Genomic DNA, 14,834 nt, shown 5'->3' on the forward strand with positions numbered 1-14,834 from the left:
TAGAAAAATCCAATTCTTGATAAGGTGTATCTAAATGAATTGGACCAACAGAAGACACATAAGCATTGATTTTAATTTCAGGCAACATTTGTTTTGCAATTGCGCCTGCCACTACTCTACTTGCTGTTTCTCTTGCAGAACTTCTTCCGCCACCACGATAATCACGGAAACCATATTTCTGATCGTAAACATAATCAGCATGGCTTGGTCTGTAGTTATCTTTTATATGAGAGTAATCATCTGATTTCTGGTTGGTATTCGGAATAATGAAACCAATTGGAGTTCCAGTTGTTTTTCCTTCAAATATTCCTGATAAGAATTGAACGCTGTCTGGTTCTTTTCTTTGCGTAACAATTGCCGACTGACCTGGCTTTCTTCTTGCCATATCCACTTCAATTGCTTCAAAATCTAATTGAATTCCCGGAGGGCATCCGTCGATAATACCGCCTAAAGCTTCACCGTGAGATTCTCCAAATGTAGTTACTTTATATAGTGTGCCGAAGCTATTTCCTGCCATTGTGTTTTGTTTTGAGCAAATGTAAGTTTTATGAATTAAATTAAAAAATTTAAAACTGGTATTATTAACGAAACATTAAACGGAATAAAAATCACAATTTGGTAAAATTACCCGCTTTTTGATAACCTTTTAATAAAATCAAATTTCACAAATTTTCATTCATTTGTAAAACTTCAAATCAAGAAAAATTGAAAAAAAGAAATGTCGAATTGGTCATTCTTTCTGATGTTCACTTAGGAACTTACGGAAGTCATGCTAAAGAATTAAACAACTATCTTTCAAGCATTAAACCCAAAACTTTAGTCTTAAACGGCGATATAATTGATGCTTGGCAGTTTCGTAAATCTTATTTTCCTAAAGCACATTTACGAGTTATTCAGCGTATAATCGGAATGGCTTCTAAGGGAACAAAAGTCTACTATATTACTGGAAATCATGATGAGATACTTCGAAAATTCAGTGATATGAGCATGGGAAATTTTTCTCTTGTTGACAAATTAGTTTTAGAATTAGACGATAAAAAAGCCTGGATTTTTCACGGAGATGTTTTTGATGCATCTGTTCAGCATTCAAAATGGATTGCAAAATTGGGCGGACTAGGTTATGATTATTTAATTTTAACGAATCGATTCGTCAACTGGTGTTTGGCAAAACTAGGACGCGAACCGTATTCTTTTTCTAAAAAAATTAAGGCAAGCGTAAAAAAAGCCGTAAAATTTATTTCTGATTTTGAAACTACAGCAACTGATTTAGCTATCGAAAAAAATTACGATTATGTAATCTGCGGGCATATTCATGAACCAAAAATCATGACCAAAGAAAACAAACATGGTTCTACTTTATATCTTAATTCTGGTGACTGGGTAGAAAATTTAACCGCTTTAGAATACCATAAAAAACGTTGGAAATTATTTTCTTACAAAGCCAGTAATTTTGCAGAAGAAGAAAATCTTTTAGAAATGGAAGATTTGATCACTTCACAGCTTATTTCTTCGATAATCCTAAAATAAAGACCTCAGAAGCAGTTTTTTAAGAATTTTAACTATCGAAATTCCTGAAAATGTAAATTATATAACAATTTTCAAAAATATTATACGTTCTCTATTTGACTGATATAATACATTTGAAAAAAATTAATTAACCATTTTTATGAAAAAGATACTTTTATCTGCCATTATGCTTCTTGGTTTAGCATTTACGGCTCAATCACAAGAAATTTCAAAACACGCTTTAGGATTACGTTTGGGGGACAATAACGGATTTGGAGGAGAAATATCATACCAATTAGGATTAAATCAAAAAAACAGACTAGAGTTCGATTTAGGCTGGAGAAACAGTAGAGATGTTGACGCCGTAAAAGGAGTAGCACTTTACCAATGGGTTTGGAACATTGACGGAGGTTTTAACTGGTACGCTGGTGTCGGTGGAGGTTTAGCTTCTTGGAATTACGATTACTACAGTAACAATTACAGATATAAAGATAGCGGAACTTATGTTTTTGCAGCTGGAGATATTGGTATTGAATACAGATTTGACGAAGTGCCAATTACTTTATCATTAGATGCAAGACCTGAAATTGGTTCTGGATACTATGACGACGATAATTTTGGATTTGACGTTGGTTTAGGCGTTAAATTCAGATTCTAATTAAAAATAAAAAATAATTGTAAGAAGAAACCTGTCGTTTAAAAGCGACAGGTTTTTTTTATGTTTTCAAAAGAAATTAAAAAGGGCTTCGACTCCACTCAGCCTGACAAACTTTGAAATTGCTTCCTAAGAAACAATCAATGTCAGGCTGAGCGGAGTCGAAGCCAATTCCTATTTATTTTATTTAATAATAATTTCTTTCTTAGAATGAATTTTCACAACTGTATAAGGATATGAAATAACCTGCATTGTCATGACATCTTTAGCTGGGCTATTTTCTTTTACAGTGATAATGATATTCTTATCTGTTTCTTCTACTTTTTCGACATCAATAGAATAACCGCTTGTATTTTTTTCGCCCATATTCAAAATCACATAATTATAATCTTGAACATCTGGATCTTTCATTTTATGAGCCAAATTCGGATCGTTTTCAAGCATTTTGATTTCATTTGGTTCAGTCAAAATTTCGAAAAATTTAATATTTCCTCCGCCGTCTGTTTGTGTTGTCAAAACCTCATACAATGACGGATTCGAACTTTGAACTTTCTTAACTCCGCACGAAACCAAAACAAAAATCGCTAAAACAGAAATTACTTTTTTCATTCTTATCCTTTTAAATTAGTGCTTTTCATACTTATAATCGTCAACCGCTTTTTGGTATAAAGCTTCATATTTCGGCAAAATGTTTTTGATATCAAATTTTCTCGCCACTTCTAGAGCATTTGCTTTAAACTGACTTAAAACAGCATCGTCTTTCAAGATTTTCAATGCATTTTGAGCCATTTCTTCTACGTTACCAACATTACTTAAGTATCCAGAAAAACCATCAAAATTAACTTCAGGCAAACCTCCAGAATTACTAGAAATTACTGGAACGCCACATGCCATTGCTTCTAAAGCTGCCAAACCAAAACTTTCTGTTTCAGAAGGAAGCAAAAACAAATCGGTCATACATAAGATTTTATCAATCTCATGGCTATTTCCAAAGAAAATAACTTTATCTAAAATTCCCAATTCCTGACATAAAATCTCAGCTTTTTCTTTTTCAGGCCCATCTCCAACCATCATCAGTTTAGCTGGAATTTCTTTTTGAACATTATAGAAAATCTTAATAATATCCGGAATACGTTTTACTTTTCTAAAGTTACTAATATGCGTAATAATACGTTCGTCCTCATTTGCCATTACATAACGGTGGCAAGGTGCTGTTGGATCTTTCTTTACTTTATCCAATTCGATAAAATTCGGAATCACTTTAATTTTATTCTTGATTTTGAATAATTTCAGAGTATCATCTTTCAAACTCTGAGAAACCGAAGTCACATAATCTGATTTATTGATACTGAAAGTTACCGCAGGTTTGTAAAACGGATGATTTCCAACAAGTGTAATATCAGTTCCGTGAAGCGTTGTAATCATCGGAAGATTAATTCCTTCATTTTTCAGCATTTGCTTTGCCATATAACCCGCATAAGCGTGAGGAATAGCATAATGCACGTGTAGAAGCTCTATTTTGTACAATTTAACCATATCGACCAATTTGCTCGACAAAGCCAATTCATAAGGCTGATAATGAAACAATGGATATTCCGGAACATTTACTTCGTGGTAATGAACATTCGGATTTAAAAGTGCCAATCTAACTGGCTGACTGTATGTGATAAAATGTATTTCGTGTCCTCTTCTGGCTAACTCGAGCCCTAACTCGGTGGCTACTACACCACTACCTCCAAAAGTAGGATAACAAACTATTGCTATTTTCATGGATTAAATTTAATTCTACGAAAATACTCAAAAATAGCGTTTCATCAGGCTTTTAAATTGTTAGTTTTTTGACAAAATTAGATTAATCCTAGTTAATATTATTTTTAAGAAGCACAACATTAGTAGTAAAAAAGAACAGTTGTCCCGCTTTCCGCTATATCTTTTATGGCGAACCCCGCCATAAAAGGATACCGCTCCAATCGGGGCTAGATTAGAACTTTTGTTTTACATCAGAAATTGAGTTTCCTTAAACAATGCGACACTACTAAACTTGAAACACGAACTTTAAACCACAAAAAAAGGCACAAAATCTAAATTTCATGCCTTTAAAATATTTTACAAATAAATCTTAGAAAAATCTGCTATGCCAACTCTCGCCAGCAGGAACTTCCCAAGCATCGTTAAACTCTTCGATATTGGTAACCAAATTATTAAATACAATTGTATTCGCTGTTACCGCTTTATCTTTAACCATTTTCTTGAAATCAATTAATGGTTTATGAGCAATATGTTCTCCTAATTTAAAAGTAACGTTCATTTTATCTAATAAATCAACGTCATATTTCTTTTCTAATGCTTGAATAAATTCGACAGAACTATCAATAGAACATCCCGTAGCAGCTTGAACATCTTGGTTTACTGCCAATATAATAAAACGATTGTATTTCAATAAAAATGAAGCTTCTAGACTTGTGCCGTGTGCAGCCCATTGTTCTACAAAAGCTTTCAAATCAGTTTCTATTTCAGAAAACTCTTCCTCAGAAAACTTTCTGTTAGATTGGTAAATCCAAATTCTAGATTCACCTGGTAAATTTTCAAAAGGTATATACATTTTAAAATTTGTTTTTGTTTGTTTTTGTTTCAGGTTTCAGGTTTCAGGTTAAAACTTTGAACCTTTGCAACTTTGCAACTTTGTTACTTTGAACCTTAGATTACAAATCTTGTGCATTCGCAATTAATTCAGCAACATCCATTACTTTTACTTCTCCTTCTTTATGCGCGTGTTTAATTCCGTCAGTTAACATTGTATTACAGAACGGACAACCAGCTGCAATAATATCTGGCTTAGTTTCTAAAGCATCTTCTGTACGAAGAACGTTTACTTCTTTGTTTCCAGGTTCAGCATCTTTAAACATTTGTGCTCCACCTGCTCCACAGCATAATCCGTTTGCTTTAGAACGTTTCATTTCAACTAACTCAACATCTAATTTCTGAATTAAATCTCTAGGCGCTTCGTAAACTTTATTTGCTCTTCCTAAATAACAAGGATCATGAAAAGTGATTTTTTTCCCTTTAAATTGTCCGCCTTCAACAGTTAATCTTCCATCATCAATTAACGATTTCAAAAATTCTGTATGATGAATAACTTCGTAATTACCTCCTAATTCAGGATATTCATTTTTAAGTGTATTAAAACAGTGCGGACAAGCTGTAACGATTTTCTTCGCTTCATAAGCATTCAGAACCTCTATGTTCATCATGGCTTGCATTTGAAACAAAAATTCATTTCCAGCTCTTTTTGCAGGATCTCCAGTACAACTCTCTTCTGTACCTAAAACTGCAAAAGAAACATTAGTACGATTTAAAATTCGTACAAACGCTTTTGTAATTTTTTTTGCTCTATCATCAAAACTTCCTGCGCAACCTACCCAAAACAAAACCTCTGGCTGTTTTCCTTCGGCAAGCATTTCTGCCATTGTTGGTACTACTAAATTTTCTGACATCTCTCTCACTTTTGTTTAATCGGTTAATCGTGAAATTGTTTAATCGCTACAAGCAAAATGACAATTCTATAAAAACCGAAATATTATTTTAAAATCGATTAAACGGTTAAACAACTAACCGATTAAACAATAAATATTAATTCTCGTTTTTCCAATTTAAACGGTCTTGCTGACTGTATTGCCAAGGCGCACCGTTATTTTCAATATTAGTCATCATGGCGTTTAATGACATTGGAGCAGCACTTTGTTCCATCACCAAATAACGACGCATATCCATAATAATAGACAACGGACTAATATTTACTGGACATTCTTCAACACAAGCGTTGCAAGAAGTACATGCCCACAATTCTTCTGGAGTAATATAATCGTTTAAAAGTGATTTATTATCTGGAACAAAAACACCTTTATTAGCATCGATATTTTTACCAACCTCGGTCAAACGATCTCTTGTATCCATCATAATTTTACGTGGAGACAATTTTTTACCTGTTTGATTTGCAGGACAAGAAGAAGTACAACGTCCGCATTCTGTACACGTATAAGCATTTAACAACTGAACCCAGTTTAAATCCTGAACATCGCTTGCACCAAATTTAGAAGGAGCTGCATTTTCATCAACCGGAGCAGCCGCAAACGGATCTGCATTTGGATCCATCATTAATTTTACCTCTTTTGTAACTGAAGCCAAATTATCAAATTGTCCTTCTGGTTTTAAGTTCGCAAAATACGTATTTGGGAAAGCCAAAAGAATGTGCAAGTGTTTGGAGAAGTATAAATAGTTCATAAAAACTAAAATACCAACAATATGCAACCACCAGAAAACTTCAAACAATAATCCAACAGCTTCATTAGATGTACCATTAAAAATTGGTGCAATAAATTGGCTTATCGGATAACTTCCTGCTTTATGAAAATGAGAATATCCTCCAGGAACATTCTGTAAATGCAAATCTGAAGCATTCATCAATAAAAACAGAATCATCAGAACTGTTTCAAAATACAGAATGTAATTTGCATCACTTTTAGGAAAACCATTTAAATCAGAATTAATAAAACGCTTTAAGCGAATTACATTTCTTCTAATCCAAAAAGTAACTACAGCAATAATTACAAGTATTGCTAATATTTCAAATGAAGCAATTAAAACATCATAGACTACACCTAAATACGGAGCAAAAACTCTATGTGTTCCAAAAAGTCCATCAATAATGATTTCTAATAATTCGATATTAATTATTACGAAACCTACATATACAAAAATATGAAGGATTCCTGCAACAGGGCGTCTCACCATTTTTGATTGTCCAAGAGCAATCAATGCCATGTTTTTCCAACGAGCTTTAGGATTATCTTTTCGATCTACATCGACTCCCAAATTAATATTTCGGATGATTTTTTTTACGCTCGCTGCAAAAAAACCGAAACCTACTATAAGAAGTACTGCGAATAAAATATTATCTAAATAACTCATTTATAACTATTTTTTATCAGTTGAGTTTGTTTCTTCTGTTGGTGCTACGTATGGTTTATTTTTCTTTCCAAAAAGAGAAACGTTTACGTAACGAGTTGGATAAAGACGTACATCTTGCAATAACAATTCAAGCTCTTTTGAAGTTTTTGCTAAATTATTGTACAATGCCTCATCATGTAAAATTTTACCTGCAGTTCCTTTTCCAGAATTCAAATTACTCATTAAGACATCTACTTTAGCTAAAGTCTGGTTCAAGTTACGAACTGTTTTACCCAAATCTGCTTTGTTTAATGAATCTGAAATTTTATTGAAGTTACCAGACATTTTATTGAAATTTGAAACCATTCCATTAATCTGTCCTTTATTAGTATCTAAGATATTGTTAAGACTTCCAGAAGCTTTGTGAAATTGTTGCATTGTCTGGCTTAACTCAGCAATTGTTTTCTTCAGATTTTCTTGAGTATTTTTATCTAAAGTATTATTCAATCCTGTCACCAAATTATCAATATTCAAAAGCATTTTATCTAGCTTTTGCTGAATTGGTTCAATTTTCCCTCCTAATGATTCAGTCAATCCTAATTCAACAGAAGAAGTTAATTTTTGTCCGTCTTCCGCTAAATTTTTATCAGCAAAATTTGGAATAATTTTAATTTGTTTTCCTGCGATTAAACTCGGAGAATAGATCGCCGCTGTACTCGTTTTAGAAATTGGAAAATCTGTTTTTAGTTGAAGTTCTACTAGTAATTTACCAGTTACTTCATCAATTGTAATTTTATTTACTTTACCAATCGCAAGTCCATTAAGGGTTACTGGAGCTGATGGAGATAAATCTTCAACATTATCATATTCAGCATATAATATAGTATAATTTGTAAAAAGGTCTCTTCCCTTTAAAAAACTATATCCCCAGATAAATAATAAAATAGATGCGATGACTAATATAGCCGTTTTAATTTCTCTTGTTAGTTTCAAAATTCTAAGTGTTTGTACAAAATTAATATAAATATTCGAACTTGCGCTTATTATTTAATCGCGTCCTGAATACTGATTTTTTCACCATCTTTAGTTGCCACTAAAAATGCAGCGCCATATCCTTTACTTTTAGCTTCTTGCAGATATTTTTGTGCTGTTTCGTAACTTGGAGTTTCTTCGTAGAAATATTTATAAATATTATTTTCGTATACCATCGTTACATTTTTCAGTCCTTTAAAGTTTTTAGGCTCTAAAGGCGTTTTTTTAATACTTGCAATAAGTTGTACTTTAAAAAAAGTTCCTTTTGGAGCACTTTTTACCACTGCAACTGGTGTAGTTGTTTTTGGTTTTGCGGGAGTAGTATCTCTTATGGGCCGACTCTCAGTAGCTTCCGCTCCTGACCCAAAATATTCACGTTTATAACTTAAAATTGCTTCTGCGATTGCTTTTGCGATATCGTCCTGACCTTCTTCAGAATTCAAAATATTTCCTTCTGTCGGATTAGATACAAATCCTGTTTCTACCAAAACCCTTGGCATATATGCTTTATGAAGAACCATGAAAGGAGCTTGTTTTACTCCACCGTGACGAAGTTTTTTTCCTAATTTCTCAAAATTCTCTTCGATTTTAGTTGCAAGCGTAATACTATTATCTAAATATTCTTCTTGCATTAAAGTCATACCAATCATCGATTCAGGAGAATTTGGATCGTACCCTTCATATTTACGTTTATAGTCTTTCTCTAATGTAATTACCGAGTTCTCTTTTTTCGCTGCTTCAAGATTTGATGCCACTTTACTTAAACCCATTACATATGTTTCGGTTCCGTCGGCTGCTGTATTTTTATTAGCATTACAGTGAATAGAAACAAAAATATTTGAATTTGCTCTGTTGGCAATGTTAGCTCTTTCAACCAAATCTATAAAAACGTCTGTTTTACGAGTATAAATTACATTAACATTAGGATTAAGTTCTAAAATCTTCCCCACTTTCAAAACAATAGCTAAAGCAATATTCTTTTCAATTCGTCCGCTATAAACAGCGCCAAAGTCATGATCTCCGTGTCCGGCGTCAAGTGTAACCTTAAATACATTTGACTGACTATGAGCACAAAAGGACGATATTATTAGAAATAAAGTAAATATTACCTTAAATTTGTTAATTCTATTCATAAATCTAAAAGTTAATTTTAATAAAATGCAGCTGTTATAATTTTTAGAATTGATTATTTTTGCCAAAAAATTATATGTAAGTTTGACATGTCAAAAAACAAGCCATAATTTTACAAAAATAGCATTTAAACCTTTGCATACAAACTTATTTAATATCGTTTTAATATCATTTTTCCTAACTATAGGTTGTGGTAATGTATATTCGCAAGAAATAAAAAACAAAAAAAAACCTTTACCTGCTGTAAAACAAACAGATAAAGAAACCACTGCGATTACAGACACCATAAAACTTGATACCGTCAAACCAAAAAAGACTTTTTTGGACGGAAAAGTACGATATGTAGCAAAAGATTATGCCAAAATTGATCAGAAAAAAAAGCTGATCACTTTATATAATGAAGCCGAATTATACTATAAGGATGTCGAATTGAAATCGGGTATAATCGTACTTAATTATGAAAAAGATGAAGTTTATGCAGGAAGAATAAAAGATTCTGCAGGTGTCTTAAGTCAATATCCTAACTTCAAACAAGGATCGAGTGAAGTTCAGCCAGATTCTATTCGCTTTAATTTTAAAACGAAAAAGGCTTTAATTTATAATTCGAGAACAAAGCAGGGAGAGTTAAATATTAAAGCTTCTGTTACCAAAAAAGAAAATGACTCCGTTTATTTCTTAAAAGGTGCGCGTATAACGACTGCCCAAGATATCGACAATCCAGAATATTACTTTCAAACTAGCCGAATAAAATTTGTGCCTGGTAAAAAAATTGTTGCTGGTTTAACGCAAATGGTAATTGCTGATGTCCCTACACCTCTTGCATTGCCTTATGGTTTTTTCCCGTTAAGCAAAGAAAAAAGTGTTTCTGGTATTATTATTCCAAGTTATAACGACTCTAACACCCGTGGTTTTTCATTACAAAACGGAGGTTATTACTTTGCATTAAGCGATAATTACGACTTGACCGTCCTCGGAGATTATTATACAAATGGAAGTTACGCTATGCGATTTGAATCGGCGTATGCTACACGATACAAGTATAGAGGAAATGTTAATATTCGTTTTGAAAATTTAATTAGCAGCGAACGCGGTTATCCAGATTACTCAAAACAAAGTATTTACAACATTCAGTGGTCACATTCTAAAGACACAAAATCAAATCCGAATTCAACTTTCTCTGCTTCCGTTAACATGGGTAGTAGCAAGTACTTCAAACAATCTATCAACCAAGCAAATATTGGATCGAACTTGAATAACACATTAAGTTCGTCTATTTCATACAACAAAACATTTAATACCATTCCTGGTTCACGTATTTCGTTATCTGCAACCCACAGCCAGAATACGCAGACAGAAGACATTATTATGACCCTTCCATCCTTACAAGGAAGTATTGACCGTGTATATCCTTTTGTTGGAAAAGATGGTGTAAAGAAAGGATTAATTAAAAACATCAACTTACAATACAATGTAAGCGGTAAAAACTATTTTAAAACAAAAGATTCTTTGTTTTTCAAGCCTCAAATGTTTGATGAAGCTCAATTAGGAATGCAGCATACAATTCCGTTGAGCACTAACTTTAAAATTTTCAAATATTTTAGTGCTGGAGCATCTACAACTTACCAAGAAACATGGGTTAACAAAACAATTCAGAAGGTTTACGACCCTTCTTCTGCGCAAACAGTTAATCAAAATGTAAATGGTTTTGACTCTTTTAGAACTTACAATTTCAGCACCAATTTAGGTACGACGATTTACGGAACCTTTAATTTTGGAGATGATAAAAGAATTCAATCTATTCGACACGTAATGCGTCCGAGCGTTACTTATGCTTATACGCCAAGTTTTGAAAAATATTACGATACCTACGCAGTCGACGCTTCTGGAATAATTACTTCTCAGTACACAAGATTTGAAAACGGTTTATTTGGAGCGCCTGGAAAAGACAATTCAAACATTGTTGGTTTTGCCTTAAGCAACACTTTTGAAGCTAAAGTGAGAGATCGAGACAGTACAAAAACAGAACCTAAAAAGATAATGCTGTTAAACAACTTAAACTTCAGTACAAGCTATAATTTCAATGCAGACGGAAAATCTACTTTTGGATGGCAGCCTGTATTAGTTAGTGGTGGAACACAGTTTTTCGACAATAAAATGAATATGAACTTTGGTGCAACATTAGATCCTTACGCGATTGATAATGGTGGTAACAAAATTGATAAATTCAATATTGACAATGGAGGAAGTTTGTTCAGAATGACAAGTGCAAACGTAACTTTAAACTACTCATTCTCGAATAAGGGCGACAAAAAAGAGAAAACCAATTCTCAAAGTCAGCGTAATGGTGGACGAGACGATGATTTGTTTGGTACCAATACCGATTTAAATGACAGCCGTAACAGCCAGTTTGAAAATGATACTGAAAATGATGTTATCACAGAATTCTTTAATTCAAAAGTTCCGTGGGATATGACACTTGCCTATTCGTTAACGTATTCAAACGTAAAACGAGAAAGCACTATTTCTGGAAACTCTATCATGGTTTCTATCAATACCGATCTTACTCCTAAATGGAAAGCTGGGGTTTCTACAGGTTACGATTTTGTTCAAAAAGGAGTTACCTTTACACAATTCCGTTTTGAAAGAGATTTATTAAGCTGGAGAATGGCTTTTAACTGGCAACCTTTGGGTACAAACTCTAACTGGAATTTCTTTATTGGAATTAAATCTGGTATGCTTAGCGATATCAAATGGAACAAACGTAGCGTTTCAAATAGATAAACTACTTTCGAATCAAAATAATTTTATTATGAAAAAAATCATTTTCACCGAGAAAGCTCCGGCTCCAATCGGGCCGTATAATCAAGCCGTATTATCTGGAAATACACTTTATGCTTCTGGACAAATTGCAATCAATCCAGAGTCAGGAGAATTAATTACAGACAATATTAATGATGAGACGCACCAAGTGATGCAAAACATCGCTGCAATTCTTGAAGCAGCAGATATGACTTTTGAAAACGTTGTGAAGTCAACAATCTTCATCATGGACATGAATAACTTCGGAGCAATAAATACCGTTTACGGATCTTATTTTAACGAAAAAACCGCTCCAGCTCGTGAAACGGTTCAAGTGGCTTGTTTGCCAAAAAATGTTAATGTAGAAATTTCTATAATTGCTGTGCAATAGCATCTAATAATAATTGTGCCGTTGCTTCATTGGTTGCCAGCGGCACATTATGCACATCGCAAACGCGAATTAACATATTAATATCTGCTTCGTGCGGATGACTTGATAGAGGATCTTTAAAAAAGAAAACCATCTGTGTAATTCCCTCCGCTACTCTTCCTGCAATTTGCGCATCGCCTCCAAGAGGTCCAGAAAGCATTCTTTGAGTTTTAAACCCAGCAGCTTCTGCTTTTCCTCCCGTAGTACCTGTACCAATCAGCCTTATTTTTTCATTGTGTAAAATAGCTTCATTTTTGATCAAGAAATCAATTAAATCAGCTTTTTTACCATCATGAGCAATAATGGCAATTTCCATAAAACCAGAACTATTGATTAGCGACATGGTAAGCAATTAATCCATCAATAGGTCTTCTTAAAACATTACCTAATTGAAGTTCATATTTATTGAATGTCTCTTGTAATTCATCTTTCAAGTAAAATGCAATAGAACCAACAAAATGTACTGGAACTTCTTTACAGTTATCGAATTGTTTGATGTAATTCTTAACGAAAGATTTCATTCCTTTGAAGATGATTTTTCTGCAGAATTCTGTGTCTTTATGCTTGATCAAGAATTTAGCGTAAGTAGCTAAATAAGCATTAGGATTTGCTTCTTTATATAATTTATTTTTAATAAAATCTGGATCAACGTCGTACTCTTTTTCAAGTTCAACAGCCAATTCTTTAGGCATTTTATTAAAATAGTATTTTCTAATTAATTCTTTTCCAAAAACATTACCACTACAATCATCCATAACGATATATCCTAATGATTGTACTTTTTGGTGCAATACTTTCCCATCAAAATAACTGCAGTTAGAACCTGTTCCTAAGATTGAAACTATCGCCTCTTCTCCTTTTGGAGTTGTTGCATAAACAGCAGCGTAAGTATCTTCTTGAACATCTACAATTGCGTTTGAGAAATATTCTTGAAAAATTCTTTTTAACCACTCTTTCATTCTGTCAGTACCGCAACCAGCACCGTAAAAGAATAAATGTGTAGCATTCTTTTTGTTTTGTAAGATATCGAAACGGTCATTTAATCTGTCGATGATTTCTGGCTCGTCTAGAATTTCAGGATTTAATCCTAAAGTTTGTGTTGTGAATAGTACTTTTCCATTATCATCTATCGCAATCCAATCGGCTTTAGTAGATCCACTATCAACTATTAATTTCATTTGTTTAGTTTTTGGAATTAGGTTTCTCTACTCTCAATTTAAAAGTGTAAATTTCACATTAATTATAGAGGTAACAAAATAAGAAAATCCCGTTACTTACATAACGGGATTTTGCAAAAATATATATTATTATTTTAAACCTGCAATATGTACAGATAAATCAATTAATTTGCTTGAGTATCCGTACTCATTATCATACCAAGAAACTAATTTGAAGAAAGTTGAATTTAATCCAATTCCTGCACCAGCATCGATGATAGAAGTTCTTTTATCTGAGATAAAATCTTGAGATACAACTGCATCTTCAGTATATCCTAAGATACCTTTTAATTCATTTTCAGAAGCTTTTTTCAAAACTGCCATAATTTCTTCGTAAGAAGTTTCTTTAGCAACTTTTACCGTTAAATCTACTGTAGAAACGTCAGCAGTAGGTACACGGAAAGCCATACCTGTTAATTTTCCATTTAATTCTGGAATAACTTTTCCAACCGCTTTAGCAGCACCTGTTGAAGAAGGAATGATGTTGATTGCAGCAGCACGTCCACCTCTCCAGTCTTTTCTAGAAGGTCCGTCAGCTGTCATTTGAGTTGAAGTTGTAGCGTGAACAGTAGTCATTAAACCTTCAACAATTCCGAAATTATCATTGATAACTTTAGCTAATGGAGCTAAACAGTTTGTAGTACAAGAAGCGTTAGAAACTACTAAATCAGAAGCTTTTGCAGTTTCGTGGTTAACTCCCATTACAAACATTGGAGCATCAGCAGAAGGAGCAGAAATGATAACTTTTTTAGCACCACCTTTAATGTGCTCATTTGCAGTTTCGATAGTTGTGAAGATACCAGTACATTCAGCTACCACATCTACATCAACTTCGTTCCATTTTAAGTCAGCAGGATTTCTTTCTGCAGTGATACGGATATTTCTTCCGTTTACATATAATTTTCCTTCTTTAACTTCTACAGTTCCGTCGAAACGACCGTGAACTGAATCATATTTTAATAAGTAAGCTAAATGATCTACGTCTAACAAATCGTTGATTGCAACAACTTCTACATTATCTCTATTGAAAGACTCTCTAAAAACGATTCTTCCGATACGTCCAAATCCGTTTATTCCTAATTTTACTTTTGACATTTTACTAAATTTTTGCTTTTGT

At 33.2% G+C, this 14,834-nt stretch carries 15 protein-coding genes; 4 read left to right on the forward strand and 11 right to left on the reverse strand.

All coding sequences use genetic code 11. The annotated features are described in order from the left end of the window. Positions 1 to 517, reverse strand: a 517-nt coding sequence (aroC, locus tag ACE01P_RS12805; RefSeq protein ID WP_379698326.1) for a chorismate synthase, incomplete at its 3' end; no start/stop codon positions are given. Positions 518 to 705: 188 nt separating this feature from the next. On the opposite strand from aroC, the gene ACE01P_RS12810 reads away from it, so the two are divergent. Continuing rightward, a complete protein-coding gene (locus ACE01P_RS12810; RefSeq protein WP_379698329.1) occupies positions 706 to 1,527 on the forward strand; it encodes a UDP-2,3-diacylglucosamine diphosphatase in 822 nt (273 codons plus the stop codon). A gap of 139 nt (positions 1,528 to 1,666) precedes the next feature. Next, positions 1,667 to 2,164: a hypothetical protein gene (locus ACE01P_RS12815; RefSeq protein WP_379698332.1), complete on the forward strand. Its 498-nt coding sequence runs from the start codon at positions 1,667 to 1,669 to the stop codon at positions 2,162 to 2,164. Between the two features lie 180 nt (positions 2,165 to 2,344). Here ACE01P_RS12815 and ACE01P_RS12820 read toward each other — a convergent pair whose 3' ends face one another. The 7 genes from ACE01P_RS12820 to ACE01P_RS12850 all read right to left on the reverse strand — a co-directional run bounded on the left by ACE01P_RS12820 (position 2,345) and on the right by ACE01P_RS12850 (position 9,273). Next, entirely contained in the window at positions 2,345 to 2,770 is a 426-nt protein-coding gene (locus ACE01P_RS12820; RefSeq protein WP_379698335.1) for a protease complex subunit PrcB family protein, read from the reverse strand. Between the two features lie 15 nt (positions 2,771 to 2,785). Continuing rightward, complete coding sequence (bshA, locus tag ACE01P_RS12825; protein WP_379698338.1) at positions 2,786 to 3,931, reverse strand: N-acetyl-alpha-D-glucosaminyl L-malate synthase BshA; 1,146 nt, start codon at positions 3,929 to 3,931, stop codon at positions 2,786 to 2,788. Between the two features lie 349 nt (positions 3,932 to 4,280). Beyond that, positions 4,281 to 4,763 carry an ABC transporter ATPase gene (locus tag ACE01P_RS12830; protein WP_379698341.1) on the reverse strand — a complete coding sequence of 161 codons (483 nt, stop codon included), beginning with the start codon at positions 4,761 to 4,763 and terminating at the stop codon, positions 4,281 to 4,283. A 100-nt stretch (positions 4,764 to 4,863) separates the two neighbouring features. Beyond that, positions 4,864 to 5,655: a (Fe-S)-binding protein gene (locus ACE01P_RS12835; protein WP_379698344.1), complete on the reverse strand. Its 792-nt coding sequence runs from the start codon at positions 5,653 to 5,655 to the stop codon at positions 4,864 to 4,866. 136 nt (positions 5,656 to 5,791) lie between these two features. Beyond that, positions 5,792 to 7,129, reverse strand: coding sequence for a 4Fe-4S dicluster domain-containing protein (locus ACE01P_RS12840; protein WP_379698347.1), 1,338 nt, complete (start codon positions 7,127 to 7,129; stop codon positions 5,792 to 5,794). A gap of 6 nt (positions 7,130 to 7,135) precedes the next feature. Continuing rightward, a complete protein-coding gene (locus ACE01P_RS12845; protein ID WP_379698350.1) occupies positions 7,136 to 8,101 on the reverse strand; it encodes an MlaD family protein in 966 nt (321 codons plus the stop codon). 50 nt (positions 8,102 to 8,151) lie between these two features. Continuing rightward, complete coding sequence (locus ACE01P_RS12850; protein ID WP_379698352.1) at positions 8,152 to 9,273, reverse strand: N-acetylmuramoyl-L-alanine amidase; 1,122 nt, start codon at positions 9,271 to 9,273, stop codon at positions 8,152 to 8,154. Positions 9,274 to 9,355: 82 nt separating this feature from the next. Here ACE01P_RS12850 and ACE01P_RS12855 point away from each other — a divergent pair, with 82 nt between their 5' ends. Both ACE01P_RS12855 and ACE01P_RS12860 read left to right on the forward strand, forming a co-directional pair. Then, a complete protein-coding gene (locus tag ACE01P_RS12855) occupies positions 9,356 to 12,052 on the forward strand; it encodes a putative LPS assembly protein LptD (RefSeq protein WP_379698355.1) in 2,697 nt (898 codons plus the stop codon). Positions 12,053 to 12,080: 28 nt separating this feature from the next. Beyond that, complete coding sequence (locus ACE01P_RS12860) at positions 12,081 to 12,461, forward strand: RidA family protein (RefSeq protein ID WP_379698358.1); 381 nt, start codon at positions 12,081 to 12,083, stop codon at positions 12,459 to 12,461. Here the strand turns inward: ACE01P_RS12860 and ACE01P_RS12865 are convergent. The 3 genes from ACE01P_RS12865 to gap form a co-directional block, all read right to left on the reverse strand. Next, the gene (locus ACE01P_RS12865) at positions 12,442 to 12,816 is read right to left on the reverse strand and encodes a methylglyoxal synthase (protein WP_091493358.1); all 375 of its coding nucleotides are present in this window, start codon (positions 12,814 to 12,816) and stop codon (positions 12,442 to 12,444) included. The genes ACE01P_RS12860 and ACE01P_RS12865 overlap by 20 nt on opposite strands. A 10-nt stretch (positions 12,817 to 12,826) precedes the next feature. Continuing rightward, entirely contained in the window at positions 12,827 to 13,678 is an 852-nt protein-coding gene (locus tag ACE01P_RS12870) for an N-acetylglucosamine kinase (protein WP_379698362.1), read from the reverse strand. 129 nt (positions 13,679 to 13,807) lie between these two features. After that, positions 13,808 to 14,812: a type I glyceraldehyde-3-phosphate dehydrogenase gene (gene gap / locus ACE01P_RS12875; protein WP_379698365.1), complete on the reverse strand. Its 1,005-nt coding sequence runs from the start codon at positions 14,810 to 14,812 to the stop codon at positions 13,808 to 13,810. Positions 14,813 to 14,834 lie beyond the last annotated feature (22 nt).

The organism is Flavobacterium sp. HJSW_4, from assembly GCF_042436695.1.
In the GTDB taxonomy this organism is placed as follows: domain Bacteria; phylum Bacteroidota; class Bacteroidia; order Flavobacteriales; family Flavobacteriaceae; genus Flavobacterium.

Coding starts and splice junctions, on each gene's coding strand:
- ACE01P_RS12870 (WP_379698362.1), bottom strand. CDS start 13,678: ATGAAATTAATAGTTGATAGTGGATCTACTAAAGCCGATTGGATTGCG.
- gap (WP_379698365.1), bottom strand. CDS start 14,812: ATGTCAAAAGTAAAATTAGGAATAAACGGATTTGGACGTATCGGAAGA.
- ACE01P_RS12815 (WP_379698332.1), top strand. CDS start 1,667: ATGAAAAAGATACTTTTATCTGCCATTATGCTTCTTGGTTTAGCATTT.
- ACE01P_RS12840 (WP_379698347.1), bottom strand. CDS start 7,129: ATGAGTTATTTAGATAATATTTTATTCGCAGTACTTCTTATAGTAGGT.
- ACE01P_RS12865 (WP_091493358.1), bottom strand. CDS start 12,816: ATGGAAATTGCCATTATTGCTCATGATGGTAAAAAAGCTGATTTAATT.
- ACE01P_RS12820 (WP_379698335.1), bottom strand. CDS start 2,770: ATGAAAAAAGTAATTTCTGTTTTAGCGATTTTTGTTTTGGTTTCGTGC.
- ACE01P_RS12850 (WP_379698352.1), bottom strand. CDS start 9,273: ATGAATAGAATTAACAAATTTAAGGTAATATTTACTTTATTTCTAATA.
- ACE01P_RS12835 (WP_379698344.1), bottom strand. CDS start 5,655: ATGTCAGAAAATTTAGTAGTACCAACAATGGCAGAAATGCTTGCCGAA.
- ACE01P_RS12830 (WP_379698341.1), bottom strand. CDS start 4,763: ATGTATATACCTTTTGAAAATTTACCAGGTGAATCTAGAATTTGGATT.
- bshA (WP_379698338.1), bottom strand. CDS start 3,931: ATGAAAATAGCAATAGTTTGTTATCCTACTTTTGGAGGTAGTGGTGTA.
- ACE01P_RS12860 (WP_379698358.1), top strand. CDS start 12,081: ATGAAAAAAATCATTTTCACCGAGAAAGCTCCGGCTCCAATCGGGCCG.